This is a genomic window from Fulvivirga sp. (assembly GCF_040220315.1).
Lineage (GTDB): Bacteria > Bacteroidota > Bacteroidia > Cytophagales > Cyclobacteriaceae > Fulvivirga.
Genome location: NZ_JAVJUY010000329.1, coordinates 1 through 8,925, shown reverse-complemented (window position 1 = coordinate 8,925; position 8,925 = coordinate 1). Strand labels below are relative to the sequence as shown.

At 37.4% G+C, this 8,925-nt stretch carries 8 protein-coding genes; 5 read left to right on the top strand and 3 right to left on the bottom strand.

Going from position 1 to position 8,925, the window contains the following annotated elements; translation table 11 throughout:
- On the top strand, positions 1-809 hold an 809-nt coding region (gene rlmD / locus RLO81_RS16820), incomplete at its 5' end, for a 23S rRNA (uracil(1939)-C(5))-methyltransferase RlmD (protein WP_350114351.1).
- A 25-nt stretch (positions 810-834) separates the two neighbouring features.
- Here rlmD and RLO81_RS16815 read toward each other — a convergent pair.
- Positions 835-2,622 carry a M56 family metallopeptidase gene (locus RLO81_RS16815; RefSeq protein WP_350114349.1) on the bottom strand — a complete coding sequence of 596 codons (1,788 nt, stop codon included), beginning with the start codon at positions 2,620-2,622 and terminating at the stop codon, positions 835-837.
- Entirely contained in the window at positions 2,619-2,996 is a 378-nt protein-coding gene (locus RLO81_RS16810; RefSeq protein ID WP_350114345.1) for a BlaI/MecI/CopY family transcriptional regulator, read from the bottom strand. Before RLO81_RS16810 ends, RLO81_RS16815 begins: the two co-directional genes overlap by 4 nt.
- A gap of 175 nt (positions 2,997-3,171) precedes the next feature.
- Between RLO81_RS16810 and RLO81_RS16805 the strand changes: the two genes are divergently transcribed.
- Entirely contained in the window at positions 3,172-4,233 is a 1,062-nt protein-coding gene (locus RLO81_RS16805) for a potassium channel family protein (protein ID WP_350114342.1), read from the top strand.
- A gap of 62 nt (positions 4,234-4,295) precedes the next feature.
- On the opposite strand, the gene clpB is transcribed toward RLO81_RS16805, so the two are convergent.
- Positions 4,296-6,902 (bottom strand): ATP-dependent chaperone ClpB, encoded by a 2,607-nt coding sequence (clpB, locus tag RLO81_RS16800; protein ID WP_350114339.1) that lies wholly within the window; start codon positions 6,900-6,902, stop codon positions 4,296-4,298.
- Between the two features lie 194 nt (positions 6,903-7,096).
- Here clpB and RLO81_RS16795 point away from each other — a divergent pair, with 194 nt between their 5' ends.
- The 3 genes from RLO81_RS16795 to RLO81_RS16785 are packed head-to-tail and all read left to right on the top strand — an operon-like array spanning position 7,097 to position 8,900.
- Positions 7,097-7,534 (top strand): acyl-CoA thioesterase, encoded by a 438-nt coding sequence (locus RLO81_RS16795; RefSeq protein WP_350114336.1) that lies wholly within the window; start codon positions 7,097-7,099, stop codon positions 7,532-7,534.
- An 18-nt stretch (positions 7,535-7,552) separates the two neighbouring features.
- On the top strand, positions 7,553-8,593 hold the full coding sequence (gene rlmN, locus RLO81_RS16790; RefSeq protein ID WP_350114333.1) for a dual-specificity RNA methyltransferase RlmN: 1,041 nt from the start codon (positions 7,553-7,555) through the stop codon (positions 8,591-8,593).
- Positions 8,594-8,651: 58 nt separating this feature from the next.
- Positions 8,652-8,900, top strand: coding sequence for a hypothetical protein (locus tag RLO81_RS16785; protein ID WP_350114330.1), 249 nt, complete (start codon positions 8,652-8,654; stop codon positions 8,898-8,900).
- Positions 8,901-8,925 lie beyond the last annotated feature (25 nt).

Sequence of the window (8,925 nt, the reverse complement as noted above, 5' to 3'; positions counted from 1 at the left end):
TGGTAAAGCAAGTAGGTTTTTTAAGAAACCTGATCATAAGAACATCTAGTACAGGTGAAGTGATGGTAATTCTACAAGTGACAGAAGATGACCAGAAAACCATCAAGCTTTTCACAGACCTTATTGCATCGTTTGATGAAGTTACTTCCACTAATTACGTGATCAATAATAAGGGAAATGATACTTTTCATGATTTAGATGTGATGTGCGTTGATGGAAAGCCATATATTGAAGAGCAGATGAATTTCCCAGATTCTAAAGATAAAATCACTTTTAGAGTAGGGCCAAAATCATTTTACCAGACCAATTCTGAACAGGCAGAAGTGTTATACAGGCGCGCATGGGAACTAGCAAAAATCAGTAATGAAGACACTGTTTACGATTTATATACAGGAACAGGTACCATAGCCAATTATGTATCTAAATCTGCTAAAATGGTGGTAGGTGTAGAGTATGTGGAAGCTGCCATTGAAGATGCTAAAATCAACTCAGAAATAAATGGTATAACAAATACCACATTTTATGCAGGTGATATGAAAGACACATTAACCGCTGGTTTTATTAAATCAAACGGAAAGCCGGATATCATTATCACAGATCCTCCACGAGCTGGGATGCATCCGGATGTGTGCAATGTACTTTTGACAAGTGGTGCCAAACGAATTGTTTATATCAGTTGTAATCCGGCTACTCAGGCCAGGGATTTAGCTTTACTTAATGATAAATATAAGGTGACTGAAGTGCAGCCTGTGGATATGTTTCCGCATACACATCATGTGGAGAATATTGCTGTATTGGAGTTGAAATAAAAAAGGAGGCTAATGCCTCCTTAATCTATCTTTTATAAATTACGCCATCCGGCTCATTATCGAAGTGTTTTTCATAGATGTCACGATATTTTTTGGCATCAGAATCTGAAACTTTATCTCCATTCACCGACACGTCTCCATTTCTCTCAAATTCCAAGTCCGATAGTCTTTCACTGCCTTTGAGGTAGCCATCCTTTCTTATTTCATCCACTAGCTCATTTTCAAATTCCTCCACTCTCTTTTGAATATTATGAGCCATGGCCTCAATTTCTCTCACCCTCAATTCTTCGACTCTTAGCTGTTTTTCCATTACTTCTTTTGCTCGTTCTAGCTCAGCATGAATGCGCTCCTCATCAACTAAAACCCGCTGAGCCATTTCTTTCGCACGTAACACTTCAGCCTGAATCATATCCTCAAATCGCTCATCATCGAATTTGTTCATTTTTATACTCAGCTCTTCTGACATTCTGTTGAGCTCCTCTCCATGTTCTGCATAAAAGTCTTCGAACTTTTTGGAAAACTCTTCCATAAACTCCTCTGACCATCTGGCCAGTTCATCCGACTTGTCAAAATGGATTGAGTTTCTTCTTGGCCAATCATCGTTTCTCCAATCGTCATCATCCTCTAAAGAATCTTTCTTCACTACCCTATTTTCCTTTGCCAGCCTTTTTTCATTCACTCGCACATCTTTCTTTGTTAGCACGATTCTCTCATCATCTCTTTCTGAATCTTCTCTGTCGTCAAACCTTGGCTCGCTATGAATTTTCACATCCACATCCTTTGGTTGAATATTAATAATTTCATTTTTGATAACATCTTTGCGATGTAAATCAGTTGGTTCATCATTTTTAGAATACCAACTGAAGCTCATAATAATAGCCGCCATGACCAATAGTGCTATTAATTTAACTTCCATTTTGTTTTGAGTTTTCATATCTGTTAATCGTTTTATTCGTGTTATTAAGTTGTTATTGGTTGCAAATTGAGTGGCGAGCAGAGGGCGTAACCGAACCTCTTCTACTGCTGCCAATGTTTTGATATATTCATTTTTATTTTCCAAGACAGACACCACCTCATCGTCAACAGCATTTTCCCGTTCAGCCCTAATGATATTAGAGATCATCCATACAAAAGGATTAAAGAAGAAGACAGACTCTACCAGATGCTGAAATATGTTAACCAGAAAATCGTACCGCTTAATATGTACCAGTTCGTGTGATATGATAAGCTCCAACTGACTTAGGCTGAGGTTTGAGGCATATGACACTGGAAATAAGATGATTGGCTTCAGTATTCCTACTACACATGGCACATCAATCCGATCTGAAAATTTCAGTTGTACCGTTTTTATTATGCCCAGTTTCTCACTGAGATTAGTAGTTAGGTGATGCCACTCCTGATAAGTTACTGGCGTAGATTTTTTAACAAGCCATTTGAGATATAAAATACTGCCGCTAAACCGCACTAGCATAATACCAACTCCTGAAAGCCAAACAAGAACCATGGTTTGAATATGAGAATGTACCCAAGCCAATAGCGATATTCTGCTTACCGTCTCAATGAGATTGTTGGAGAAAATAAAATACATCTCGTTAAGGCTGCCAGATTGCTCTGGGATTGATAGATAATATCCAAAAGTAACAAAAGCACTTACCGAGAACACAGTTAATGAAATGCAGGCCAGCAGGTATTTTACAGAGGATGATTGTATTCTAAATATGCCTTTAATCCCAAAAAGCAACAACACAAGAAAAAAGCCCTGCCAAAGAGAGTGTAAAAGTGTATAACCAATAGCCTCTACCAATCCATTCATTTTTGCTCAGAGTTAAGTTTATCAATGTATTCCTTTATTTCTTTCAATTCCTTTGCGCTGGACTTTTTATTGCCTAAAACCTGCATTACCATCTTCATAGCTGAACCTTGAAAAGCTGTTTCCATGAGTTGTTCAACAAGTGTTTGTTGTATAGATGTCTTATTTATAAGGGCTGTATAACGATGGGTCTTCCCAAACAGCTCCCTTGATACGATGCCTTTCTCATGCATGATTTGCATAAATTTCAGGGTGGTCGTATAACCTATCTCCTTATCCTGTGATAGTTGTTCGTTCACTTCTCTTACAGTAGAAGGGCCTTTGTCCCATAGCACCTGAAGTATTTCTAACTCTTTATCTGTTGGTTTAATTTTCATATACGAATCTATTCGTAGACAAAACTAATAATGGAAAGTAAATTAACAAATTTTAATACGAATTTTTTCGTAGATAGTTTTCCTAGTATGCTAAATACCTTTATAACCGTCTGTTAAACAGATTACTACACATGGGTTTTAATAGATTTTCTTTCTTATATTCAAGGTTAGAATTATGGCTAAACTCTCGAATGTATTAAGAATAGGCATTATTATTCTAGGCTTTATGGTAGGCTATTCCGTACTAACGGCCATTTTATTCTACTTTGAGTCACAAGATCCTAATGCTACCATAAAAGATTATGGTGATGCAATTTGGTTTGCCATGGTTACACTTACCACAGTGGGCTATGGAGATTTGACCCCGGTTACACAGGAAGGTAGAATTTTTGGTTCAATCTTTCTGCTGGCAAGCTTGGGTTTTTATGGGGTAATGATTGGCCAAATAAGTAGCATCATGAATACAATAAGAGAAAATAACAAATTGGGTATGAATGGAACGAATTTTACGAATCATGTAGTAATGATTGGCTGGTCTGACTTTGGCAAAGCAGTAATTGATCAACTGATTGCCGCTGGAAGGCAAGTGGCTATAGTTACAAAGGAAAAAGATAACGTTGATATAATACGTGAGTTTTACCCGAATAAAAATGTTTTTACACTTTTTTCAGATTATAATAATTTTGATATGCTCTCAAAATTAAATGTAGATGAGTGTTCTATCATGTTCGTTAATCTGGATGACGACACAGAAAAGTTGGTATACGTACTCAATTTAAAGAAGCATTTTGATGACTTAAAGTATGTAGTGACCCTGGATAATGCCAACCTTAAAACTACATTCCAAAGTGCTGGGGTAACCTATGCGGTGAGCAAACACGAAATAGCCTCCAGGCTCCTAGCTAGTTATATTTTTGAGCCCGATGTTGCAGAATATTCAGAAGAAATTTTGGCATACCCACAAACGGATGAGCATTATGACATCAAACAATACAAGGTTTTAAAGGATAACCCGTACAATAACCAATTCTACGACAAAGTTTTTTTTGACATAAAAAAGGAATTTAATGCTGTTTTAATTGGGATAGTAAAAATTGAGGATGGCAAAAGAGTGTTAATGAAAAACCCTGAAGAAACCGTAAAAATCACTGAAGATGATTATTTGATTATGATCATTAATAAGAACTCAGTTAAGAAATTGAAGCGGTTTTTCAATGTTGATGAAGGCTATTTATAAGAAACCCTGACACCTTATAACAGGGTCAGGGCCTCTACCAAACTACACTTATCAAACTAGTGCTAAATTTCAACCTGATCTAAATTGAGAAACTCAATTTGACCATCGTCATTCATATCAACGCCAACAAGGCTCTCTTTATTGACTTTACCGGCTAAAATTTCTTTAGAAAGTTGATTTAATATCTCTTTCTGCAAAACCCGCTTCAATGGCCTTGCCCCAAACTGAGGATCAAAACCTCGTTTGGCTAAGTAATCTAAGGCTTTATCAGAGATTTCGAGTTTCACTCCATTGTCCTCCAACATTTTCTGTATTGACTTAAACTGAATGTCAACAATTTTTCTAATATCTTCTTTAGATAACGGTCTGAACATGATTGTCTCATCAATTCTGTTAAGAAACTCTGGTCTAACAGATTTTCTCATCAGCTCAAATACCTGATTTTTAGTTGTTTCAATCACTTCCTCTTTATTATCATCCGTCATGTTCTCAAAGTTTTCCTGAATAATGTGCGAGCCCATGTTGGTAGTCATTATGATGATAGTATTCTTAAAGTTTGCCACACGCCCTTTGTTATCAGTGAGCCTACCTTCATCTAACACTTGTAACAAAATGTTGAAAACATCCGGATGCGCCTTTTCAATTTCATCCAACAGAATTACAGAATATGGCTTTCTCCTTACTGCCTCCGTTAATTGGCCTCCTTCATCATAACCAACATATCCCGGAGGTGCTCCTACCAATCTGCTCACCGAATGCCTTTCCTGGTATTCAGACATATCTATTCGAACCATGGCATTTTCATCATTAAATAAATACTCAGCCAGAGCCTTAGATAATTCTGTTTTACCAACACCCGTTGTTCCTAAAAATATGAACGAGCCAATCGGCCTTTTCGGGTCTTGTAAGCCCGCCCTACTCCTTCTCACAGCATCTGAAAGGGCTTGAATAGCCTCCTCCTGACCGGCTACACGTTTTCCTAATTCCTCCTCAAGGAAAAGTAATTTCTCCCGTTCACTCTGAATCATTTTTGATAGTGGAATACCTGTCCATCGAGAAACTACCTCTGCAATGTCCTCTGCATCTACCTCCTCTTTGAGCATTGAGGAGCCTTGCTGTTCTTTCATTTTCTCTTGAAACATCTCAAGATTTTTTTCGGCTTCCACCAATTTGCCATAGCGTATCTCAGCAACCAGTCCAAAGTCACCAGACTTTTCAGCCTGTTCAGCTTCAAACTTCAGCTTATCAATTTTTTCCTTTTCACTTCTTATGCCTTGAACTACGGATTTTTCATTTTCCCACTTTGCTTTCAGGTCATTGCGTTTATCCGTGAGATCGGCAATTTGCTTTGTTAAGTCTCGCTCTTTCTCTTTATCTTTTTCTCTTCTAATAGCCTCTCGCTCAATCTCAAGTTGCATTATCCTACGGTTCAACTCATCTAACTCTTCGGGCATAGAATCCATCTCTAACCTTAGTTTAGAAGCTGCCTCATCCATTAAGTCAATGGCTTTATCTGGTAAAAACCGATCTGAAATATATCTATTGGATAATTCAACCGCGGAAATTACAGCGTCATCCTTAATTCTCACACCGTGGTGCAATTCATATTTTTCTTTGATACCTCTAAGTATGGAAATTGCATCTGGTGTAGATGGCTCATCTACGGTAACTGACTGAAACCTTCTTTCTAAAGCTTTATCTTTTTCAACATACTTCTGATATTCTTTCAACGTAGTAGCACCAATTGCATGTAGTTCACCCCTAGCCAATGCCGGTTTAAGCAAGTTAGCAGCATCCATGGCTCCTTCACCACCACCAGCGCCTATCAGTGTGTGAATCTCATCGATGAACAGGATAATTTGTCCATCAGAATCTACTACTTCTTTAATCACTGACTTCAGTCGCTCTTCGAACTCACCTTTGTATTTGGCTCCTGCCACCAAAAGTCCCATGTCAAGGGATATTAATATTTTGTCTTTTAGGTTTTCAGGAACATCGCCATCTACAATACGCTGGGCCATACCTTCTACAATGGCCGTTTTACCAACGCCAGGCTCACCTAAGAGTATCGGGTTGTTCTTTGTACGTCTGGACAATATCTGAAGTACTCTTCTAATTTCATCATCTCGGCCGATTACCGGATCGATTTTACCTTTTTTGGCTTGCTCATTTAGGTTAACAGAATAGCGTTCCAATGATTTGTATTTGGATTCTGCATTCTGGTCTGTTACCCGGCTATTACCTCTTAATTCTTTAATGGCAGCTAGAAGTGCTTTATACTCAAAACCTACATCCTTTAATAAGGATGCTACTTTATCTTTTCCCTGAAGTAATCCTATCACAATATGCTCAACAGCAATGTACTCGTCATTGAATGCTTTAAGCTCTTTCTCTGCTTTTTGGAGTGCAGTAGCAGAATCGTTAGATAAATAAGGCTTTTGACCGCTTATCTTAGGGTAGCTTTGAATAATTTCATCAAGCTTAGTGCTTAAATGCAACTGGTTGACATTTAACTTTTTAATGATAAATGAAACCAGGTTTTCGTCTGTGCTTAAAATTGCCTGTAACAAATGACCTGGCTCAATAGCTTGTTGCTCAAAGCCTAAAGCCACCTCTGCTGCCTTCTGAAGCACCTCTTGCGATTTTATTGTGTACTTATCAAAATTCATTTTTTTGTAACTTTTATATCAGGCCTTTCTATTGTCTGTTCCACAATCAATATAACGCCTCACATTTCTTTTAATAATTCTTTCAATTCATATTTGTCAAATAACAATCCAACTAAATTAATAAGTCATAATGGCATATAATATTCTAATATTACCTTAAAATATGTCAATATGTCTTTAAAATACCCCAATTTATGAGTCAAAATAAAATTATACCTCCTTCCGATTTCATCTTTACAGCCTCATACACTGTTTCTATATCTGACATCAATTATGGCGGCCATGTTGGTAATGACAAGGTATTAACCATCATGCAAGAAGCCAGAATGCAATTCTTTCAGCATCATGGTTATAAAGATGAGGTATCTATTGAAGGGGGTATTGGTATTATAGTCGCCAATGCTGCCATCACTTACAAGTCAGAAACGTTTTATAAGGATGAATTGCGAATTAAAATTGCGGTTGAGAACATCTCTAAAATTGGGTTTGATATGTTATATGTTATTGAAAATCATACCTCTGGTAAAATAACTGCACTTGGTAAAACAGGAATTGTCTGTTTCGATTATCAGTTGAAGAAGATTGCTACCATTCCAACGAAATTTCTGCAAATATTAAAGCAAGGAAATTAAGATACTATCTTTGCAGCTATGGCGGCAAAAGACATTAGACAACTGAGCTTAGAAGATATTGGTGATTACTTTGAGTCGATAGGTGAAAAACGATTTCGTGCCAAACAGGTAGATGAGTGGCTGTGGAAAAAATCAGCCAAAGATTTTGATCAGATGACTAACCTATCTTTAGCTACCCGAGAGCAGTTGAAGAAAGACTTTGTGATTAACCATATAGCCGTTGATCAGATGCAGCGCAGCTCGGATGGCACCATCAAAAATGCCGTTAAACTGTTTGATGGCATGACTGTTGAATCTGTTCTGATTCCCACAGAAAAGCGAATTACAGCCTGTATTTCCAGCCAGGTAGGTTGTAGTCTAGATTGTCATTTTTGTGCAACGGCCAGGTTAAAGCGCATGCGCAACCTCAATCCAGATGAGATTTATGATCAGGTGGTGGCGATAAAAGAACAAGGCGAGCAATTCTTTGGCAGACCTTTAACGAACATTGTATTTATGGGAATGGGCGAGCCTCTTTTAAATTACAATAATGTAATTGCGGCCATCGATAAAATTACTGGAGATAAAGGCTTAGGCATGTCTGCCAAACGAATAACCCTTTCTACTGTGGGCATACCCAAATTAATAAAGAAAATGGCCGATGACGAGGTAAAATTCAATCTTGCCGTATCGTTACATTCAGCCATTAACGAGATACGCTCTAAGGTTATGCCTATCAATGATAAAAACCCACTGGAAGACCTTATTGATAGCTTAAAATACTGGTACGATAAAACCAAAAGAAAAATTACCTATGAATATGTGGTTTGGAAAGGTATAAACGATCAGCAAAAAGATGCCGAAGCGCTACTTAAAATTTGCAAGGCCGTTCCATCTAAAGTCAATTTAATTGAGTACAACCCTATTGATGATGGTGAATTTCAACAGGCATCTAATGAAGCGATAGGTATGTATGTTAAGCTGCTGGAAGATCATAATATACCTATTACCGTTAGAAGAAGCAGGGGAAAAGATATTGATGCGGCTTGTGGTCAGTTGGCGAATAAAACCGAAAATTAACACCCTTTTACTTCATAAAATTAGGCTACATTGTTAAATTGATGCTATTAATTAGCTGATGACCAGATTTTTAGCCACATTAACACATTTTGGAGTTCGTAGTGATACTACAGACTTTGAAATGTTAAGGATCAGACTCATCAATATTTTTGCACTTTTAGCAGGTGGTTTAACATTAGTTTTTGGCACTTTAAATGTTACTCTTGGAATCTACACCCAAGGTATTCTTATATATTCCGGTTTATTCATATTAACAGTACCCACACTTAATCTCAATAATAGATTCAAAACGTATGCTGCTAAATAATACCTTATTGGGGTAGGTTTTATAA